Raw genomic sequence first — 19206 nt, forward strand, 5'->3', positions numbered from 1 at the left:
CACGGCAACGCGACCTGCGTAATGAATCTCGACGCCGCCACCGGCTGGCTTATCGGTGAACCGCACAAGGGTCTGGCCGCGATGTTCGTGATGATGAATTCGGCGCGCCTGGGTGTCGGCATGCAGTCGCTCGGCATCGCCGAAACCGCCTATCAGAATGCCCTCGCCTACGCCCGCGATCGCCTGCAGGGGCGTTCCGCCACCGGCATCAAGCAGCCGGAAAAACCCGCCGATTCGATCATGGTGCATCCGGATGTGCGGCGCATGCTGCTGACCTGCAAGGCCTATAACGAAGGCGGCCGCGCGATCACCACCTGGGCGGCGCTGCTCACCGATCGCCATCTCTCGCATCCCGATGCGAAAGTGCGCGCGGATGCCGACGAACTGATTGCCTTCATCACGCCGATCATCAAGGCCTTCATCACCGACAACGCCTTCGAGACCAACAACCTCGCCATGCAGGTATTCGGTGGCCACGGTTTCATCCGCGAATGGGGCGTCGAGCAATACGTGCGCGACTCGCGCATCAACATGATCTACGAAGGCACCAACGGCATCCAGGCACTGGACTTGCTCGGCCGCAAGGTCCTGCACGACCAAGGCGCACGACTGCGGTTGTTCGGCGGGATCGTCAAGGCGTTCGTGGAAGAGCAATCGGACAAGCCCGAGATGAACGAATTCATCGTGCCGCTGCTCGCCCTGGGCGAAGACGTGGCGAAACTCAGCACCGAACTTGCGATCAAGGCGATGACCGATGCCGATGAAGTCGGCGCGGCGTCGGTGCCGTATCTGCGCGTGGTCGGCCACCTGATCTATGCATGGCTTTGGGCACGGATGGCGCGCGTCGCGCTGGACAAGCTCGACAGCGGCGACGATTTTTACAAGGCGAAACTGGCGACCGCGCGTTTCTACTACGCCAGGCTGCTGCCGGAAACCGCGTTCCAGCTGCAGGCCGCGCGCGCAGGTGCGAAGTCGCTGATGGATCTGGATGCGGGGCTGTTTTGAGTTGATGCGGCGCTGATGAAGCGCCCCTCACCCCAACTCTCTCCCCGTTGCGCGGGGAGAGGGGGACTTGAAATTCGTAGTGCGCTTGCGCGGAATAATTTTTAGTTCTTCTTCCCGCAAACGGGGAGAAGATGCCCGGCGGGCAGATGAGGGGCTCACACTACGAAACGCTCAAGCCACCTTTACCAGCGCCACCAATACCAGCAAGGTCATCGCCAATGCGACCAGGCTGCGCAGGCGCACCGTGCTCATGGCTGCGCCTCGGCACGCGATTCCGTCCATAGCGCGCGCCAGCCGGCATGACCAAGCTGGCGCAGGGTGTCGATATTGCGCTGGTAGATGTTGGCGGCATCCGGAAATGCCGCGACGGCTTTCTCGACGCTGGTTTCGCGCAGCAGATGCAAGGTCGGATACGGCGCGCGGTTGCTGAAATTTTCGATGTCGTCGGGCGCGGTATCGGCGAACTGGTAATCGGGATGGAAGCTCGCGACCTGGATTTCGCCGTCGAGTTCGAGTTCGGAAACCGATGCATCGGCGACGTCGAGGAAATCGTTGTAGTCGAGGAAGTTGCTCAGCACGTACGGATGGATGATCAACGTCGTCTCGACTTCCTCGGGATCGGCGTCGTACAGCGACTCTAGTTCCAGCAACAGATCGGCCAACAGTTGTTCTTCATCGGTGGCATCGCTGACCACGTAGCGGATCTGCTGCTTGACGTGCACGGCCTTGGCGAACGGGCACAGGTTGAGGCCGATCACGGCCTTTTCCAGCCACTCGCGCGTCCGCGCAATCATCGTGTCGTGCGATTCCACCAAGGCTCTCCAGGACGATTCCGACCGGGATCAAGTCGGAGCAGTGTAGCCCTCGCCGGCGGCAAACCCAATCGCGAGGATCGTTGTCGGATACAGCGTCCCAGCGCTACGCGCAGGCTGGCGACCCGTCGAACTTGGTGATGCCCGCCGGAAACGATAGAGTGGCCCGCCTTCACTTTCCGACGGAAACACCATGCATCTCCATGCTGCCCTGATCACTGCCCTGAACGTCGTCATCATCTTCATCGCCATGATCATGGTCGGTCGCGCGCGCGGACTCTACAAGATCGACGCGCCGGCGATCACCGGCCATCCGGATTTCGAACGCGCCTTCCGCGCGCATCAGAACACGCTCGAACAGACGCTGATGTTTCTGCCGGTGCTATGGCTGGCGACGATCTACAGCAAGGAGCAATACGCCGCGTACCTCGGCTTCGCCTGGCTGGTCGGCCGCCTGTGGTACGTGTTCGGCTACATCAATGCCACCGGCAAGCGCAGCGGCGGCTTCCTCGTCGCGTTCACGGCCTTCGTCCTGTTGCTGCTCATGAGCCTCTGGGGAATCGTCGCGCAGATGCTGGCGTGATTTTTCTGCGCAGCGTTGCCGTGATCCAAGGCTGAAACACTCCTCCTCCTGACCCTCTCCCCCGTTTTGCGGGGAGAGGGGATTCCTGGGTTTTCTCGAAGCGCTTGAACGAATCCCGCTTAGGCCGCCGATTTCACCAGCAGGTGCTTGGCCAGTTGCGCGTGCAGGTAGCCGATGCCGCGGGCGCCGTGCAGGACCAGCGTGATCATCAGCAGGCCGATCAGCATCGTCAGCGGCGTCGTCCATAGCGGCAGCGTGATCTGCGTGTCGCCGAAACTCATCACCGCGTCCGAACCGAAGAACTGCGCCAGCGGCATCGTGGCGAAACCCAGCGAGAGGCTGATCGCGGTGATCGCCAGGGTGAAATAGAGCACGCCCAGTGGCTGCATCAGCAGCATGTAGAGCATCGACGACCACGTACGCGGATCTGTGAACAAGGTCTTGATGCGCGTCATCATCGACTGCTCGCGATCGGTGTACAGCGGCCGGCGTGGCATGCGTTCACCAAGCAAGGCCTCGACCACGCGTCCCTCGACCAGGGAAATACCGCGCACGCTGGCGAAAAACAGGATCGCGAACGGAATGCCGATGATCAGGATCGCCAACCCCAGCGACAGGCTGATGCCGGTCACGGCCCAGGTGAAGTACAGCGTGCCCGTGGCCAGCGACAGCAGCATGTAAAGCAGTGCGGTGTAGGCGCGCGGATCGGCGAGCACGCCGAAGAACTTGCCGGCCAACGAACGATGCTCGCGTTTTGGCGGCGGCCGCAGCGCTTGCACCACCGTGCTCTCGGTCTGGCGATAGATGTCCGCCACTTCTTCGGGCGCGCCGTAGCTGGTGGCGATGCTCGCCAGCAGCGTGGCCTCGTCGACGCCAGGCTGCTCGGCCATTTCCGAACGCAGGTACTCCTCGGCATCGTAGAGCGCGTCCTGCACCAGCGCCGGATCGGCATCGACAAGGGCGCGACGCAGCTGCTCCAGGTATTCGGGAATGTTTCTCGGGGTGGTGGCAGTCATCACGGCGTTCCTTTCAACACGTTATCGACGAATTCGCGGGCGGTACTCCAGTTTTTCACCCAGGCAGCGAGTACCTGCTGACCGAGCTCGGTGATCCGGTAGTAGCGCCGCGGCGGCCCGGCGACCGAGGGTTCGACGTCGCTGGCCAGCAGGCCAGCGCCGTCGAGGTTGCGCAACACCGGGTAGAGCGCACTCTGCTTGCCGGCGAAAAGCCCATCGCCACCGCGCTCCAGGCGCTTGGCGATCTGGTAGCCGTACATCGGCTCGGCGGACTGGTTGAGCACGGCCAGAAGAACCAGGGAAACCGTCCCGGTGCTCAGCTCCTTCTGGAATTTCTTGAGGTGGGACTCGATCTCGGCCATCGCCAGGCGTCCGGTGACTATTCGTGAGCCGACAGTATTATCAAGTTGACTATAGCGAACCTGCCATAAGTCATGTCGGGCCGGATTGGCGCCATGCCATCATTCCGGCCTCGCGACTGGAGCCGGCCATGCATGCCCTCACCTTCTCAAGCTTTGGCGGCCCCGAGGTCCTCGACTGGACCTCCCTGCCCGATCCACAGCCGACACCCGGCCACGCCGTGATCCGCACCCGCGCGATCGGCCTGAATTTCGCCGACATCTATCGTCGCCAGGGTCGTTACCACCTCGCCGGATCGCCACCCTGGATTGCTGGATACGAAGCCTCCGGAGAAATCCACGCACTGCATGCGGACGATGCCGATCGCGGCTGGCATGTCGGCCAGCGCGTCGCTTTCGCCGACAGCGCTTTTGCGAATGCCGAACTCGTCGCCGTCGCGCTCGACAAGCTCATCGCGCTGCCCGACGACATCGCTCATGACACCGCTGCCGCAGTGCTGCTGCAAGGCCTGACCGCGCAATTTCTGATCGAGGACAGCTACGCGCTGCGCCCCGGCAATACCGTGCTGGTGCACGCGGCCGGTGGCGGTGTCGGGCTGTTACTGACGCAACTGGCGACGTCACGCGATGCCCGCGTATTTGCGCTGGCCTCGTCCGCGGAAAAACGCGCGGCGGCGCTTGCTGCCGGCGCGTTCGCAGCGATCGATTCCAGCAGCGACTGGCCCGCGCAATTACGCACGCTCGCGCCGGACGGCGTCGACGTCGCCTACGATTCGATCGGTCGCACACTGGCGCAGAGCATGGCGGCCACGCGCACCGGCGGCACCGTGGTTTTTTTCGGCATGGCCGCGGGCGATCCCGATCCGGTCGATCCGCGCGTATTGATGGATCGCTCGCTCACGCTGGTTGGCGGCGATCTGTGGAATGTGCTGACCAGCGCGCAGGCACGGCAATCGCGCGCCGAGCGGTTGTTCGCCGCGATCCGTGATGGCCACCTGCAGGTCAACATCGCTGCGAGATTTCCGCTGCGCGATGGCGCCGCGGCGCATGCGCTGCTCGAAGGTCGCGGCAGCGTCGGCAAGGTCTTGCTGCTGCCTTGAGCCTCGAACACGGGTGATTTTCTTCCCGGTCCGGCAGTAGTAGTGTTGGGCCGTCAATCAAGGCGAGGTGGCCGATGAGCGTCGCGGTTCCGGCGGGCAAGATGCCCGTCATTTTCCTGGGCCATGGCTCGCCCATGAACGCCATCGAGGACAACGATTTCCGCCGCAGCTGGCAGGCCCTGGGCAAACGCCTGCCGCGACCGAAAGCCATCCTGTGCATCTCGGCGCATTGGGAAACCCGCGGTGTCTACGTCACTGCCAGCGAACACCCTGAAACCATCCACGATTTCTACGGTTTTCCGAAAGCTTTGTTCGACGTGCACTACCGCGCACCCGGCAGCCCGGCACTGGCGCATCGTGTTGCCGAACTGCTCACCGGCGTGCGCGTGCATCAGGACGCGGGGCGCGGTCTGGATCATGGCGTGTGGAGCGTGCTCGGGCCGATGTATCCCGAGGCCGATATTCCGGTCGTGCAACTGAGCCTGTCGATCCTGCAACCCGGCGCCTGGCATTACGACCTGGCGAAAGCGCTGGCGCCGCTGCGCGAGGAAGGCGTGCTGATCGTCGGCAGCGGCAACATCGTGCACAACCTGCGCCTGTTCCGTTTCAACGATCCGAAACCGCTGGACTGGGCCGTGCGCTTCGACGAGGACATCGCCGAGCGCATCAGCCAGCGTCACCACGAAGGCCTGCTCGGCTACGAAACCCTCGGCCCCGATGCGCTGCTGTCGATCCCGACGCCGGAGCATTACCTGCCGCTGCTATACGTGCTCGCGCTGCAGAACGACGACGACGCGGTATCGTTCTTCAACGAACAGGTACTCGGCTCGATTGCGATGCGTTCTGTGGTGATCGGGTAAGGCGCAGCCTGCCCCGGGTTCAAACACCGCATCGCCTGCATATGAGCAACCTCACTCGCCGGCATCGCTGCCGCGTGCTGCCGCCCTCATCGTCGAGACCAAAACCATGCTGAAAGCGCTGTGCCTTGCCCTGCTCTGCCTGCTCGCCAGCGGCTACGCCTCGGCCCAACAGATCGATTTCACGGCGACTGCCGAACAAGACGACGCCGCGCTGGCACCAGCGATGAAAGCGCTGGCCGGACGAACCCTGGCGATCTATCGCGAAGACAACCACGACACCTATCTCAACAAGCTGTTCCGCCTGCAGACGATTGCCGGCGACGACGACCAAGCCGTGCGGACGATCCAGCAACTGCGCGAACTGCGTCGCAACGGCAATGCGGCGCAGAGCAACGCCCTGTTCGTCCAGTACGAGATCTACGCGCGGGCGGAGAAATTGGCCGACGACCGCCATCTGCCGCTCGCCGATGCTTTCGTGCAAGCCTTCCGCGACGTCTACGGCCGACTCGACGACAAGACCGCGCTGCAGGCGGTATTTTCCTTCCATGCCGATCTGGACCAGGCGCGCGCGGATTTCGGCAAAGCGCTGGCGCAGCAACGCGGGCGACACTTCATCGCGCTGGCCGATGCTCTGGAGCTGGTCCGCAAGTATCACTTCCTGCGCGCCTACGAGACGCTGCTACCGCACACCGATGCGCTGGTCGCGGAAGACGATCATCGTCGCTACCTGATCGACGACCAGGTGCTGATCACGATGCCCGATGGCGCCCACGTCGCAGCGATGCTGGTCAGGCCTAGGTCGGTCGGCACAACGCTGCCGACGCTGTTCGAATTCACCATCTATTCGGTGGATCTTTGGGGCATCACCGACGCGAAAAAGTCCGCCGCCTACGGCTATGCCGGCGTGGTCGCCTACACCCGCGGCAAGGGCCGCAGCCCCGACCCGGTCGTTCCGTATGAACACGACGGCGAGGATGCCGCCGCGGTGATCGACTGGATCAGCAAACAACCCTGGAGCGACGGCCGTGTCGGCATGTACGGCGGCAGCTACAACGGGTTCGCCGCCTGGGCCGCCGCCAAGCATCATCCGCCGGCGCTCAAGGCGATCATGGATTCGGCGACGACGGCGCCAGGCATCGACGTACCGATGCAGGGCGGCGTTTTCCTCAACTTCCTCTATCCATGGGTGCCCTACACCACCAACAACAAGGCACTCGACGACGCGACCTACAACGACCAGGCGCGCTGGACGCGACTGAATCGTAGTTGGTATGCCAGCGGGCAGGCCTATCGTTCGCTCGATCGCATCGACGGCACGCCAAGCCCGGTCTTCCGCCGCTGGCTGGACCACCCCAGCTACGACGCGTACTGGCAGCGGATGATTCCGTATCGGGAAGAATTCGCCGGCATCGACATCCCGGTATTGACCACTACCGGCTACTACGATGGCGGCATGGTCGGCGCGCTCTATTACTTGAACCAGCACCTGCGCTACAACCCGCGCGCGGACCACAGCCTGGTAATCGGCCCCTACGATCATTTCGTCATGCAGAACGGCGTTGCCCGCAACCTGCTCGGCTACGACATCGATCCGGCCGCGAGCATCGACTTGCCGGAACTGCGCTACCAGTGGTTCGACTACCTGTTCAAGGGCGGGAAGAAACCGGAGCTGCTGCAGGATCGGATCAACTACCAGGTGATGGGCGCGAACGAATGGAAGCACGCACCAACGCTGGCGACGATGGCCAACAGCGTGCTGCGCTTCCACCTGACCGACGACCAGGTCGGCGACCAGCGTCGGCTCGATGCGGCGCGGCCGCCGCGTGGTGCCGTCATCGAACAGAGCGTCGACTTCGGCGATCGCAGCAACATCGACTACGCCTCACCGCCCCTGCTGATCAACCGGAGCGTCGACAGCAACAACGGACTGGTCTTTCTGAGCGACCCGATGACGCAGGCCACCGAGTTCAGCGGCCTGTTTTCCGGGCGCCTGGATTTCAGCATCGACAAGCGCGACGTCGACTACAACCTCGCGCTGTATGAGCTGCTGCCCAGCGGCGAATACCTGCAGCTGTCCTCGCACATCGGCCGGGCGAGTTTCGCCCGCGACCGCAGTCATCGCTCCCTGCTGACACCGGGCAAACGCCAGAGCCTGACATTCACCAGCGAACGCATGACCTCGCGACAGCTGCAGCCCGGCAGTCGTCTGGTGCTGGTACTGAGCGTCAACAAGCAGCCCGACATCCAGATCAACTACGGCAGCGGCAAGGACGTGAGCGACGAAACCATCGCCGACGGCAAACGTCCATTGCACCTGCGCTGGTACGACAGCAGCTATATCGACATCCCGGTCTGGCGACAGGCGGCGCCACCTTCAGCGGGTCGCTGACTTGGACCGGCTTCTTTTTTTCTTCTCGGGCTTGCGCAGCGCCGCCGCAATCGCCAGCTTCGCCCAGGGCTGCATCTGCTCGGCCGAATCCATCGCCTCGTCGGGCACGCTCCAGTAACTCATCGCGATCGGTTCGCCGCGACTCTCGTAGACAAAGGGAGCGCAGCCTGCGTCGTGAAAACGGCCGCGCGATTCTTCATCGACCTTCAGGTAGATCCGCTCGTCGATCACGATCGCGAAAAACACACCGTCGCAATAGATGCCATGCCCGCCGAACATCCGCCGCGTGCTGATCGTGCCCAGCGGATCGAGCAATTCGTGCAGATACGCGATGAAACCGTCGTCGCGTTTCATCGACGCAGGAACGGCGCGGCCATCAGCAGTCCGCCGATCAACAGCATCCACGCCGTGCCGTCGACGAAATACGGGAACAACATCAGGCCGATGCCGCAAAACAGCGGCAGCAACTGCGACTGCTTCTTGCCGTAGATGAAATAACCGAAGCCGATCGAGCCGAACAGCATGCCCCAGACCAGGGAAGCCATCGCGCTACTCCCGGAAACTGCCGTCGAGGCGGTCGAGCTTGCGCAGCAGGCCAGGCCAGGCGAGCGCACCGCCGAGATTCTTCGTCACCTGCGCAGCCTGCTGCTGGGCGGTGGCGACGATCATCGGATGGATACTGATCAATTCGCCGCCACCGCTCTGCGCGCGCAACTGGATCGCACAGGTGGTCTCGAACAGGTACATCGCCAGGAAAGCATCGGCGATGCTGGCGCCGACGGTAAGCAGGCCGTGATTGCGCAGCATCAGGAAGGTGTTGCTGCCCAGGGATTCGACCAGACGCGGCTTTTCCTCGTCGCGCAGGGCCACGCCTTCGTAATCGTGATAGCCCAAGCTCGACAACACGAAGATCGACTGCTGCGAAATCGGCAGCACGCCGAATTTCTGCGCGGACACGCCGATGCCGTTGACCGTGTGCACATGCAGGACGCAACCGACATCGTGGCGCGCGGCATGCACCGCGCTGTGGATGGTGAAGCCGGCCGGATTCACCGGGAACGGCGAGTCGCCGACGATCGCGCCGTGCAGGTCGACCTTGACCAGGCTGCTGGCGGTGATCTCCTCGAACAGCGCGCCATAGGGATTGATCAGGAAGTGTTCTTCCGGTCCGGGCAGCTTGGCCGAGATATGCGTGAACACCAGATCCGACCAGCCATGCAGGGCGATCAGTCGGTAGCAAGCGGCCAGATCGACGCGCAGCGCCCACTCCTCGGGCGAAACGCTTTGCTTCACTTCGGGGCGGACCAGAGCATTCATGCGGCGAACTCGCTGACGAAACCAGAGGGAGAATGTACTCTCCCGGCAGCGCCCTGCCGAGATCCCGGATGAGCAAACAGTACGACGACCGCTATTTCGAGCGCTGGTATCGCGAACGCGGCCTGCACAGCAAGGCCGCGCTGACCCGCAAGGTGGCGATGGCCGTGGCGACCGCCGAGCACTATCTCCAGCGGCCGATCCGCAGCGTGCTCGATGTCGGCTGCGGCGAAGGCAGCTGGCGCGCGCCGCTGCTGAAATTGCGTCCGAAGCTGCATTACCGCGGCGTCGATTCCAGCGAATACGCGGTGCGCAAATACGGCCGCCGCCGCAACCTCGCGCTGGCGAGTTTCGGCCAGCTTGGCGAACTGCGTTTCGGCCAGGCCGTCGACCTGCTGGTCTGTTCGGACATGCTGCATTACGTGCCGAATGCCGAACTCAAGCGCGGCCTCGCCGGATTCGACGAACTCTGCGACGGCGTCGCTTTCATCGAAGTGTTCAGCAAGGAAGACGATATCGTCGGCGACAAAAACGGTTTCCTGCCGCGTCGCGCATCCTGGTATCGCCAGCAATTCGCCGCCGCTGGCCTGCGCGCCTGCGGGTCGCACATATATCTGAGCTCGCATCTGGGCGCGCATGCATCCGCGCTGGAAACGCAGGCATGATTTCCGAAATCCCTTCATCGTCTGGAGATGCCGCCATGTCCGATCGCCGCACGCGCCGCCGCGCCCTGCAATGCACCGTCCTCGCCTTTGCCTGCGTGTTGGGCAGCGGCCAGGCCGCCGATAAACCGGCGCAGAAAGCGGCCGCGCATTCAAAGAGCACGTCCGACATCCTCGCCGCGTCCAAACCCACCGACTGGCGCCCGCTCGATCCGGAAAACACCTTGTATCTCGAACTGCCCAGCGGCCGCGTGGTGATCGAACTCGCGCCGGCATTCGCGCCGCTGCATGCGGACAACATCCGCACGCTGGTGCGGGAGAAATATTTCGACGGCCTGGCGATCCTGCGTTCGCAGGACAACTACGTCGTGCAATGGGGCGACCCCTACGAAGACGAAAAGACCGCGCGTCCGCTCGGCAGCGCGAAGAAAACGCTGGCGCCGGAATTCACCGCCGCGATCAACGCGAAGATCCCATTCACCCGCCTGCCCGACAGCGACGGCTACGCGCCGCAGGTCGGTTTCAGCCAGGGCTTCCCGGTCGGTCGCAATCCCAAGACCGGGCAGACCTGGCTCACGCATTGCTACGGTGCCCTCGGTGTGGCGCGCGGCAACGAAGCCGACAGCGGCAATGGTAGTGGCCTGTACGTGATCATCGGCAACGCGCCGCGACACCTGGACCGCAACATCGCCGTGGTCGGTCGCGTTGTGCAGGGCATCGAGAAGCTGTCGGTGATGCCGCGCGGTACCGGACAACTCGGCTTCTACGAGAAGCCCGAGCAGCGCACGCCGATCAGCACGATCCGCCTCGCCGCCGATGTTCCGGATGCCGAGCGCAGCAAGCTCGAGGTGCTGCGCACCGATTCCGCGACCTTCGCCGCCGTCGCCGAAGCGCGGCGCAATCGCCACGACGACTGGTACATCGCACCGGCCGGCCATGTCGATGTCTGCAACGTGCTGATCCCGGTGCGGCCGATCGCCGACGCTGCCACCTCTGGCGACGGCAAAGCCGCCGCCGGCAAATGAAATCGCCATCGACGCAGCCCGCATGGTCGCGATCGGCGAGCCTGGCGCCGACAGGAGAAACCGCCGCGTGAGCCGTGTTGAAACCGCAGGGCGCATGCGCCAGACTCGAAAAAACCTGCCTCCCGGGGCGGTCGGCAGCCAGGGGATGGAGACGGGATGACTGTGGTGTCGGAACCGACGGGCTCGCTGGAAATGGCGCTGGAGCACACTGCCCGCCTGCTTGAGAGCGACCCCGCGCTGGCCGCCGAACAGGCCACGGAAATCATCCGCGCCGTCGGCGAGCACCCGCTTGCGCTGCTCCTGCTCGGCGCCTCGCACACCGCCCGCGGACAATTGCCGCAGGCCCTGGCCATCCTCGCCCCACTCGCCGCCGCACAGCCGCGTTGGCCGATGGCGCATCTCGAACTCGGCTTCGCTCTTGGTCGCGCCGGACGCGGCGAAGATGCGGTGGCCGCACTGCAACGCGCCGTCGCACTTCAGCCCGACCTTCCGCAGGCCTGGCTGGCATTGGGCGATCATCTCGCCGCGATGGGCGACAGCGCCGGCGCCGATGCGGCATACGGCAATCACATTCAGTTTTCCAGTCGCGATCCCGGCCTGCTCGCGGCCGGTGCCGCACTGTGCGAAGACCGCATCGCCGAAGCGGAAGCCCTGCTGCGCGAACACCTGAAGAAGGCACCGACCGACGTTGCCGCGATCCGCATGTTCGCCGAGGTCGCCGCACGACTCGGCCGCCAGGAAGACGCAGAAAACCTGCTGGCGCGCTGCCTGCAGCTCGCGCCGGGGTTTCATGCCGCACGGCAGAATTACGCGCTGGTCCTGTATCGCAGCAACAAGCCGGGCGAAGCCCTGGTCGAGGTCGAGAAATTGCTGGCGACTGCGCCATCCAATCCCGGCCATCGCAACCTCAAGGCGGTGATCCTCAGCCGCACCGGCGACTGCGAAGAGGCGATCGCGCTCTATGCCGGCATCCTGCGCGAATATCCAAACAACGCCAAGGTCTGGCTCAGCTACGGCCACGCGCTCAAGACCGGTGGACACCTGGACAGCGCGATCGATGCCTACCGGAAAAGCATCGCGCTCGACCCCGGTTTCGGCGAAGCCTATTGGAGTCTCGCCAATCTCAAGACCTTCCGCTTCACTGCCGCCGACCTGCAATGCATGCATGCGCAACTCGCGCGTGCCGATCTCGATGCCGGCGAGCGCTTCCATTTCGAATTCGCGGTCGGCAAGGCGCTCGAAGATGCCGGCGACTATGCCCCCTCGTTCCAGCATTACCTCCGTGGCAATGCCCTGCGCCTGGAAGCCATCCCATACAACGCCGACGAAAACACCGCGCGCATGCAACGCGCCAGGCAGATGTTCGATGGCGATTTCTTCCGACAGCGCGCCGGTTCCGGCGCCGCGAACGATGATCCGATTTTCATCGTCGGCCTGCCGCGTTCGGGCTCCACGCTGATCGAGCAGATCCTGGCCAGCCATTCGGCGGTGGAAGGCACGATGGAACTGCCGGAAATCATTTCGATGACGCGCGAACTGCGCCAGCAGGGCGACGCCAACCAGGCCAGTCCCTACCACGATGCGCTTGCCCGCCTCGATATCGGGGCCCTGCGCGAGCTGGGCGAGCAATACATCACGCGCACGCGCATCCAGCGCAAGACCGGCAGCCGGCATTTCATCGACAAGATGCCGAACAATTTCGTCCACATCGCCCTGATCCAGCTCATGCTGCCGAACGCGAAGATCATCGATGCGCGCCGGCATCCGCTGGCCTGTTGTTTCTCGGGCTTCAAGCAACACTTCGCGCGTGGCCAGAGTTTCAGCTACAGCCTCAGCGACATCGGCCGCTACTACCGCGACTACGTTGAGCTGATGGCGCATTACGATGCGGCGTTGCCTGGGCGCATCCATCGCGTCATCTACGAAACGATGGTCGATGACACCGAGACCGAAGTGCGGCGCCTGCTCGATTACTGCGGGCTGCCGTTCGAAGAACAATGCCTGCGCTTTTTCGAGAACGCGCGCCCGGTGCGCACCGCCAGCTCCGAGCAGGTTCGGCAACCGATCTACCGCGATGGCGTCGATCACTGGCGCCACTACGAACCCTGGCTGGGCCCGCTGAAAGCGGCGCTCGGTCCGGTGCTCGCCGCCTATCCGGCGGCACCATCGTCTTTCAGCTAGTGCGCTATCGTTGCATCCACACGAACCAAGGGGAGCCAGCAAGATGCAGAAGTCGAAGAAGGCCAGACCAGATCGAAACCGTTCCTGGGCGTTGACCAGGCTGCCGTTGGCCGCCGCGATCTATTTCGCGATGAGTTCGGCCGCGTTCGCGCAGGCCGATACGCAGGCGCCGGCGACCGGCACGAACGGCCAGAAAGCCAAGACCCTGGAAACGGTGACGGTTACCTCGCAAAAACGTACCGAGAACCTGCAGAAGGTGCCGATCAGCATCCAGGTACTGGGTGAGGAACAGCTCAAGCAGCAACACGTCTCCGACTTCAACGGCTATGCCAACCTGCTGCCCAGCGTGTCGTTCCAGAGCCAGGGCGGCGGCGTGTTCCCGGGTCCGGGTTTCGTGCAGGTGTACATGCGCGGCGTCGCCAGCGGCGGCGATGGCAATCACTCCGGTTCGCAGCCCAGCGTCGGCGTCTACCTCGACGACCAGCCGATCACCACCATCGAGGGCGCGCTCGACGTCAACATCTACGACATCGCCCGCATCGAGGCACTCGCGGGTCCGCAGGGCACGCTGTACGGCGCCAGTTCGCAGGCCGGCACCTTGCGCATCATCACCAACAAGCCCGACCCCACCCGCTTCGAAGCCGGCTATTCGGTGGAAGGCAACAAGATCGACGGCGGCGGCATCGGCCACGTCACGGAAGGTTTCGCCAACATCCCGATCAGCCCGGCAGCCGCCATCCGCCTGGTCGGCTGGAGCAAGCACAACGCCGGTTACGTCGACAACGTGTTCGGCACGCGCACGTTTCCGACGTCCGGCATCACCATCAACAACAGCGTCAACGCCAAGAACAACTACAACACCTCCGATACCGACGGCCTGCGCGCGGCGCTGAAGATCGACCTCAACGACAACTGGACGATCTCGCCGACGATCATGTCGCAGCAGCAGAACTCGCGCGGCAGTTCCGGCTACGAGCCGCGCATCGGCGATCTCAAGCTGACGCATTTCTATCCCGAGCGTTCGAAGGATCGCTGGACCCAGGCGGCACTGGCGATCCAGGGCAAGATCGGCAACTTCGATCTCGTCTATTCCTTCTCGCACCTCAAGCGCGACGTCGATTCCGATTCCGACTACAGCGACTACTCGTTCTGGTACGACAGCGCCTACGGTGCGTCTTTTGTCGACGACAGCGGCAACCTGATCAATCCGTCGCAGCACATCCATGCCGTTGACGGCTACAACAAGACCAGCCACGAGCTGCGCATCTCGTCGCCGGCGGAAAAGCGCTTCCGTTTCGTCGCCGGCCTGTTCTGGCAACAGCAGTCGCACGACATCCTGCAGGACTATCTCGTCGATGGCCTCGGCAAGTCGGTGGAAGTCACCGGCTGGCCGGACACCATCTGGCTGACCGCGCAGTTGCGCAAGGACCATGACGAAGCCCTGTTCGGGGAAATGTCCTTCGACATCACCGACAAGCTCACCGCCACCGGCGGCATGCGTTTCTTCAAGGCGCAAAACAGCCTCAAGGGCTTCTTCGGTTATGGTCCGGGCTACAGCAGCAGCACCGGCGAAGCCGCCTGCTTCTCGCCGGAAACCTTCCACGGCGCGCCCTGCGTCAACCTCGATCAGAAGGTCAGCGAGCGCAACCACCTCGGCCGCTTCAACCTGACCTACCAGATCAACGACAAGAAGATGATCTACGCGACCTGGTCGGAAGGTTATCGCCCCGGCGGCATCAACCGTCGTGGTTCGCTGGCACCGTACCTGTCGGACTTCCTCACCAACTACGAGGCCGGCTGGAAAACCACCTGGGCCGGCGATCGTCTGTCGTTCAACGGCGCGGTGTTCCAGGAGAACTGGCGCAACTTCCAGTTCTCCTACCTCGGCCAGAACGGCCTGACCGAAATCCGCAACGCCGGCCAGGCACGCATCCGTGGCCTGGAGACGGAACTCAACTGGGCCGCGACCTACAACCTGACGATCTCCGGCGGCCTCGCCTACTACGACGCGAAACTGACCAAGGATTACTGCGGCACGCTGGACGCGCTCGGCAATCCGGAAACCAACTGCGCGCCTTCCGTCGTCCAGGCACCCGCAGGAACACGACTGCCACTGACCGCACGCATCAAGGGCAATGTCACCGCGCGCTATACCTTCGAAGTGGGCGACTACGAGGTGTACTGGCAGGCGACGGCGTTCCATGTCGGCAACCGCACCACCGACCTGCGCACGGCACAACAGGACCTGATGGGCAGTCTCGCGGCCTATACCACCGCGGATCTGTCGGCGGGTTTCAAAAAGAGCAGCTGGTCGTTCGATTTCTACCTGAAAAATGCCTTCGACAAGCGCGCGCAACTCGCCCGCTTCGCGCAATGCGCCACGCTGACCTGCGGTGTCGAGCCTTACGACATCGTTTCGCAGCCACGGACGCTGGGCGTGCGCATCTCGCAGGAGTTCTGATCGACAGCGGCCAATGTCGGATCCCGGCCATTTCGCAAGCAATGGCCGGGATCGCGCAAACAGCAGCGGATTCATTGACGCCGAGCCCGGGCAACCGGGCCCGGCGTTTCTTTTTCAGGCGACGCGCTGCCCGGCCAGCCAGCGTGGGATCGACCAGCATGGGACAATCGCGGCATGCGCATCGAACACAGCGAGCCGGAAGACATCGACAAGAGCATCCATTGCTCAAGCTGCCAGGCGATCTGCTGCCAGCTGCCGGTCATGCTGCTGCCCGGCGATGATCCACCGGCGCACTTCATCGATCACGACGAACACGGCCACGAAATCATGGGCAAGGCCGACGATGGCTGGTGTCTGGCGCTGGATCGGGACAGCCTGCGCTGCACGATCTACGAACGCCGCCCCTGGGTCTGCCGCGAATTCGCCGAGGGCGGCAGCGATTGCCGTGCCGCGCGCGCCGACTGGCGCCGGATCGCGATCAGTCTGCGCTGAAACCGCTCATGGCCTGGTTCGTTTACGTGATCGAATGCCGGGACGGCAGCTTGTATACCGGCATCGCTGTGGATGTGGAAAAACGCTACGCCAACCACGTCGCCGGCAAAGGCGCGAAATACACACGCTCACGGCCACCGAAACAATTGCTGGCAGTGATGGCCTGCGCCGATCGGTCCAGCGCACTCAAGGCCGAATACGCGCTAAAGCAATTGCCGGTGACGGAGAAGCGGGCGTGGTGCGTGCGGAATGGCGCGGCCGCCACCGAAAATCCGCCTTTGTAGGAGCGACGCAAGTCGCGATTCTTGTGCGCCCAGGGATATCGCGACTCGCGTCGCTCCTACAAAGGCGAAAAGGCGGAAATCATCAGCGTCGAACGCTCATCTCCAGATCCACCGTCACGCTTTCATCCATCACCTGCACCTGGCCGTCCTGGATGAATACCTGCAATTTCATGTTGCGGTTTGCCAGCGCTGTCAGGGCTTGCGTGCTTGCCGCCGACAAGTCGGACACGGCGAGATTCTTGCAGCGTTCGACCGCAGCGGCGGTCTTCTCCCACCAGATATCCGCGCTGCGCCCGCTGTAGGTCAGCACGATGACCTTGCGGGCGCGACCGCAGGCCTTGCGGATGCGTTGTTCGTCGGGCTGGCCGATGTCGATCCACAACTCGATCGAACCGGTGAGATCGCGATCCCAGAGGTCGGGCTCGTCGTCGGTGCTGATGCCCTTGCCGAACGCCAGCGATTCGCTCGCATTCAATGCAAACGCAAGCAGCCGTACCATCAGACGCTCCTCGGTTTCCGAAGGATGCTGCGCCAGGGTCAGCGAATGCGCCTGGTAGTAATGGCGGTCCATGTCGCTGATCTGCAGATCGACCTTGTAGATGGTCGCTTTGACGGCCATGACTTCACCTTCGGAGAACGGGCCCGGATTGTAGCCTGCGCCACATGCGCGAACGACCACGCAAACTCATGCCGGCGGCGCACGCAGTTGTTTAAGATGTCGGCAAGCAGAAAATCCGGTGCCGTGTTCGAAACCTGCCTGCCCGGCTGCGCCGACGCGCATCGGCATCCCAGTCCAAGGAGACCCAGCATGCTCAAGATCGGCGACGCCGCACCCGCTTTCGAACTGGCCAGCGACACCGGCGAGACCGTTCGCAGCAGCAGCCTCAAAGGCCAGCGCTATCTCCTGTATTTCTATCCCAAGGACGACACGCCGGGCTGCACCCGGGAAGCCTGTGCATTCCGCGACAACCTGCCGGCTTTCGAGAAACTGACCGTGCCGGTATTTGGCGTCAGCGCCGACGAAGAAAAGAAGCACGCGAAGTTCGCGAGAAAATACGCGCTGAATTTCCCTTTGCTCGCCGACCCCGAACACAAACTGCTCGAAGCCTATGGCGTCTGGGTGGAAAAAAGCATGTACGGCCGAAAGTATTTCGGGATACAACGCAGCAGCTTCGTGATCGATGCCCGCGGCAGGATCGAACAGGTCTGGGAAAAAGTCAGCCCGGACACGCACCCGACGGAAGTACTTGCCTATTTGCGTGGAGATGCCGCTCCGACGAAAAAGGCGGTGGTGAAGAAGTCTTCCGCGGCAAAGAAAACTATACCGAAGACAGCCGCGGTGAAAAAAGCTGCGCCGAAGAAAGTTTCCGTGGCGAAGAAAGTTTCCGCAACGAAGAAAACGACGAAGACCGCTGCCAAGGCAGCGGCAAGGAAAGCCGGTTCGATGCCGAGGAAGAAATGACGGGAGTCGACGCGAATAATTGGTGGTGAGTAGTGCGCGGAAGAACATTTGCTCGTCATCCCCGCGAAGGCGGGGATCCAGTGTCTTTGTGTTCTCTGGCGACGGTGAGAAAAGTCACTGGATCCCCGCCTTCGCGGGGATGACGAAACCTCAAATGCTTTTCCGCTCACCACTCACCGCTCACCACTCACTATCGGCAACTCCCCATTCTCAAAAACCTGCGATCGGAACTATCGCCAAACGCACGAGCTGACCTAGACTGCGGGATGCGCGAAATCCACGTCAGTGTCTACATCCCTGCCCCGGTCGCCCTGGTGTTCGCGGCGATCAGCGATCACGAGAATTTTTTCAGCGGCCCCGGCATCAGCTGTCGCTTGAGTCGGGTGGGTGCCTTGGAGCGCAACGGTCTTGGCGCGATCCGAGAGGTCCAGGTGCGCGGGCTGTTGTTCGTCGAACAGATCACCGCATTCCGGCCACCGCATGGATTCGAATACCGGGTGTTGCGCATGAGTGGCGCGCGCGGCCGGCGCAAGCCCTTCGTGCACGAACGCGGCTGGCTGGAATTCGTTTCGGAAAATGACGGCACGCGCATCGAGTGGCATTCGCGATTCTCCATACCGTTGCCGCTGATCGGCCGCCTGCTGGAGCCGCATTACGCGCGCAAGGCTTCCCATCTGTTCGAGAAACTCCTGCACGCGACACGCGAACGATTGCTCGCCGGGCGCGCCGCGACGATGTCGATCGCGAGGCCCTGAGGCGATGCCGGCGCAGCGCAAGGCCCTTTGGCAGATACATCTATGCGTGCTGCTCTGGGGATTCACGGCGATTCTCGGGAAGCTCATTTCGCTTTCCGCGCTGGCCTTGGTGTGGTGGCGCATGGGCATGGTGACGGTCGCGCTGTTGCTGCTGCCGCGCGTCTGGCGCGGACTGCGCGCGCTGTCGGGAAAGCTGCTGTTGATCTACGCAGGCATCGGCGTGATCGTGGCCCTGCACTGGCTGACTTTTTACGGCGCGATCAAACTCGCCAACGCTTCGGTCGCGGTCACCTGCATCGCGCTGGCACCGGTATTTCTCGCGCTGGTCGAGCCGGGCATCGCGCGCCGGCCCTTCGATTGGCGGGAAGTTGGATTCGGCATCGCCGTGGTGCCGGGTGTGGCGCTGGTGGCGGGCGGCGTACCAGATGGCATGCGTCTGGGCGTGG

General features: G+C 63.3%; 21 protein-coding genes. 14 read left to right on the forward strand and 7 right to left on the reverse strand.

From position 1 onward, the window contains the following. On the forward strand, positions 1-1005 hold a 1005-nt coding region (locus VKM35_RS05835; protein WP_324319322.1), incomplete at its 5' end, for an acyl-CoA dehydrogenase C-terminal domain-containing protein. Between the two features lie 248 nt (positions 1006-1253). Here the strand turns inward: VKM35_RS05835 and VKM35_RS05840 are convergent. Further along, on the reverse strand, positions 1254-1799 hold the full coding sequence (locus tag VKM35_RS05840) for a DUF1415 domain-containing protein (RefSeq protein WP_324319361.1): 546 nt from the start codon (positions 1797-1799) through the stop codon (positions 1254-1256). 211 nt (positions 1800-2010) lie between these two features. Between VKM35_RS05840 and VKM35_RS05845 the strand changes: the two genes are divergently transcribed. Further along, a complete protein-coding gene (locus tag VKM35_RS05845; RefSeq protein ID WP_324319324.1) occupies positions 2011-2400 on the forward strand; it encodes an MAPEG family protein in 390 nt (129 codons plus the stop codon). 119 nt (positions 2401-2519) lie between these two features. On the opposite strand, the gene VKM35_RS05850 is transcribed toward VKM35_RS05845, so the two are convergent. Both VKM35_RS05850 and VKM35_RS05855 read right to left on the reverse strand, forming a co-directional pair. Beyond that, positions 2520-3416: a sensor domain-containing protein gene (locus tag VKM35_RS05850; protein ID WP_324319326.1), complete on the reverse strand. Its 897-nt coding sequence runs from the start codon at positions 3414-3416 to the stop codon at positions 2520-2522. Further along, positions 3416-3778, reverse strand: a complete 363-nt coding sequence (locus tag VKM35_RS05855) for a PadR family transcriptional regulator (protein WP_324319328.1) — start codon at positions 3776-3778, stop codon at positions 3416-3418. Before VKM35_RS05855 ends, VKM35_RS05850 begins: the two co-directional genes overlap by 1 nt. A gap of 128 nt (positions 3779-3906) precedes the next feature. Between VKM35_RS05855 and VKM35_RS05860 the strand changes: the two genes are divergently transcribed. The 3 genes from VKM35_RS05860 (at position 3907) to VKM35_RS05870 (ending at position 8124) form a co-directional block, all read left to right on the forward strand. Next, entirely contained in the window at positions 3907-4875 is a 969-nt protein-coding gene (locus tag VKM35_RS05860; RefSeq protein ID WP_324319330.1) for a quinone oxidoreductase, read from the forward strand. A 101-nt stretch (positions 4876-4976) separates the two neighbouring features. Continuing rightward, positions 4977-5735, forward strand: a complete 759-nt coding sequence (ygiD, locus tag VKM35_RS05865; protein ID WP_324319363.1) for a 4,5-DOPA dioxygenase extradiol — start codon at positions 4977-4979, stop codon at positions 5733-5735. Between the two features lie 106 nt (positions 5736-5841). Next, a complete protein-coding gene (locus VKM35_RS05870; RefSeq protein ID WP_324319332.1) occupies positions 5842-8124 on the forward strand; it encodes a CocE/NonD family hydrolase in 2283 nt (760 codons plus the stop codon). On the opposite strand, the gene VKM35_RS05875 is transcribed toward VKM35_RS05870, so the two are convergent. Genes VKM35_RS05875 through VKM35_RS05885 form a run of 3 tightly spaced genes read right to left on the reverse strand, consistent with a single transcriptional unit; the run spans position 8110 to position 9441 of the window. Further along, positions 8110-8478 carry a TfoX/Sxy family protein gene (locus VKM35_RS05875; protein ID WP_324319334.1) on the reverse strand — a complete coding sequence of 123 codons (369 nt, stop codon included), beginning with the start codon at positions 8476-8478 and terminating at the stop codon, positions 8110-8112. The two genes, VKM35_RS05870 and VKM35_RS05875, sit on opposite strands and share 15 nt — an antisense overlap. Further along, the gene (locus VKM35_RS05880) at positions 8475-8669 is read right to left on the reverse strand and encodes a hypothetical protein (RefSeq protein WP_324319336.1); all 195 of its coding nucleotides are present in this window, start codon (positions 8667-8669) and stop codon (positions 8475-8477) included. The genes VKM35_RS05875 and VKM35_RS05880 overlap by 4 nt, the downstream gene beginning before the upstream one ends. 4 nt (positions 8670-8673) lie before the next feature. After that, positions 8674-9441, reverse strand: coding sequence for a class II aldolase/adducin family protein (locus VKM35_RS05885; RefSeq protein WP_324319338.1), 768 nt, complete (start codon positions 9439-9441; stop codon positions 8674-8676). A 68-nt stretch (positions 9442-9509) separates the two neighbouring features. Here VKM35_RS05885 and VKM35_RS05890 point away from each other — a divergent pair, with 68 nt between their 5' ends. The 6 genes from VKM35_RS05890 to VKM35_RS05915 all read left to right on the forward strand — a co-directional run bounded on the left by VKM35_RS05890 (position 9510) and on the right by VKM35_RS05915 (position 16543). Then, entirely contained in the window at positions 9510-10103 is a 594-nt protein-coding gene (locus VKM35_RS05890) for a class I SAM-dependent methyltransferase (protein ID WP_324319340.1), read from the forward strand. 35 nt (positions 10104-10138) lie between these two features. Next, positions 10139-11125: a peptidylprolyl isomerase gene (locus VKM35_RS05895; protein ID WP_324319342.1), complete on the forward strand. Its 987-nt coding sequence runs from the start codon at positions 10139-10141 to the stop codon at positions 11123-11125. A 156-nt stretch (positions 11126-11281) separates the two neighbouring features. Then, positions 11282-13306, forward strand: a complete 2025-nt coding sequence (locus tag VKM35_RS05900) for a tetratricopeptide repeat-containing sulfotransferase family protein (protein ID WP_324319343.1) — start codon at positions 11282-11284, stop codon at positions 13304-13306. Between the two features lie 43 nt (positions 13307-13349). Further along, the gene (locus VKM35_RS05905) at positions 13350-15767 is read left to right on the forward strand and encodes a TonB-dependent receptor (protein WP_324319345.1); all 2418 of its coding nucleotides are present in this window, start codon (positions 13350-13352) and stop codon (positions 15765-15767) included. A gap of 174 nt (positions 15768-15941) precedes the next feature. Continuing rightward, positions 15942-16259, forward strand: coding sequence for a YkgJ family cysteine cluster protein (locus tag VKM35_RS05910; RefSeq protein WP_324319347.1), 318 nt, complete (start codon positions 15942-15944; stop codon positions 16257-16259). An 8-nt stretch (positions 16260-16267) separates the two neighbouring features. Further along, on the forward strand, positions 16268-16543 hold the full coding sequence (locus VKM35_RS05915) for a GIY-YIG nuclease family protein (protein WP_324319349.1): 276 nt from the start codon (positions 16268-16270) through the stop codon (positions 16541-16543). 82 nt (positions 16544-16625) lie between these two features. Here the strand turns inward: VKM35_RS05915 and VKM35_RS05920 are convergent, their stop codons facing one another. Continuing rightward, complete coding sequence (locus tag VKM35_RS05920) at positions 16626-17162, reverse strand: YaeQ family protein (RefSeq protein ID WP_324319352.1); 537 nt, start codon at positions 17160-17162, stop codon at positions 16626-16628. Positions 17163-17351: 189 nt separating this feature from the next. Between VKM35_RS05920 and bcp the strand changes: the two genes are divergently transcribed. The 3 genes from bcp to VKM35_RS05935 all read left to right on the forward strand — a co-directional run. Continuing rightward, positions 17352-18005: a thioredoxin-dependent thiol peroxidase gene (bcp, locus tag VKM35_RS05925; protein WP_324319354.1), complete on the forward strand. Its 654-nt coding sequence runs from the start codon at positions 17352-17354 to the stop codon at positions 18003-18005. A gap of 266 nt (positions 18006-18271) precedes the next feature. Continuing rightward, positions 18272-18760, forward strand: coding sequence for an SRPBCC family protein (locus VKM35_RS05930; RefSeq protein WP_324319356.1), 489 nt, complete (start codon positions 18272-18274; stop codon positions 18758-18760). 4 nt (positions 18761-18764) lie between these two features. Next, on the forward strand, positions 18765-19206 hold a 442-nt coding region (locus VKM35_RS05935; RefSeq protein WP_324319359.1), incomplete at its 3' end, for a DMT family transporter.

Source organism: Arenimonas sp., from assembly GCF_035312645.1.
In the GTDB taxonomy this organism is placed as follows: domain Bacteria; phylum Pseudomonadota; class Gammaproteobacteria; order Xanthomonadales; family Xanthomonadaceae; genus Arenimonas.